Here is a 726-nt window from a genome sequence, read left to right as displayed (position 1 = left end):
CTGATTAGCGGCTGGTCCGGATCGCCTTCCTCAAACGTCACGACCACTTCCATGCCGACACGCGGAAGGATCACCGCACCGAACCCCTCGCCCGCCCAACGGGAGGCCACCCGTAGCCAGCAACTACTGTGTTCGCTGTTGCGCTCGGTGCGGTCCCAGTGAAATTCGACTTTCACGCGACCGTATTCATCGCAGTAGATCTCCTCGCCGGCCGGTCCGGTGACGCGGGCGGTCTGGCACACCAGCGTGGGTCTGGGTGCGGGCAGAGGCGGTCGATAAAACACATCCCCGGGCATCGCGCTGAAGCTGTTGCGGTAGCCCTGGGTAAAATCGTCGTCGGTGTCGGCTACGCTGGAAAGCGACTCGGCAAGCACCTGAGGTTGCTTGCCGTGGTGCGTCACGCTGAGCAACAGCCATAGCGCGTTGCACGCTGTGCGCGGATGCTCCGTCAGGTTGAACAGATGACCACTGCGCAACGTCGGCTGGTCGCTTTCACCCTCGGCCAACTGATAGTCGCGGCGATGTCGCTCCAGTGCTTGGCGCACGCCCTGCTTGCCCTGTTTTTCCGTCTGCATCAGCAGCGGATAGCGATAGTCCTCAAGCTCGGGAAGGAACTCGGCCCTGAAGCGACTTTCCAGCAGCCGGGTCGGGCGTTCAAAGTCGTAGTCGCGGCGTGTGACGGTGCTGGTGCGCGTGCGGAACCCCACGGCAAAACGCTTCACCACC

General features: G+C 62.9%; 1 protein-coding gene. It reads right to left on the bottom strand.

Going from position 1 to position 726, the window contains the following annotated elements:
* Positions 1–726: type VI secretion system tip protein TssI/VgrG (gene tssI / locus NTD84_RS11225; RefSeq protein ID WP_262165226.1), on the bottom strand; the 726-nt coding region annotated here is incomplete at both ends.

The sequence above is a fragment of the Pseudomonas sp. 14P_8.1_Bac3 genome, assembly GCF_025466085.1.
In the GTDB taxonomy this organism is placed as follows: domain Bacteria; phylum Pseudomonadota; class Gammaproteobacteria; order Pseudomonadales; family Pseudomonadaceae; genus Aquipseudomonas.
Note: the sequence above shows the minus strand (reverse complement) of the source record. Positions and strands in the feature narration are given on the sequence as shown.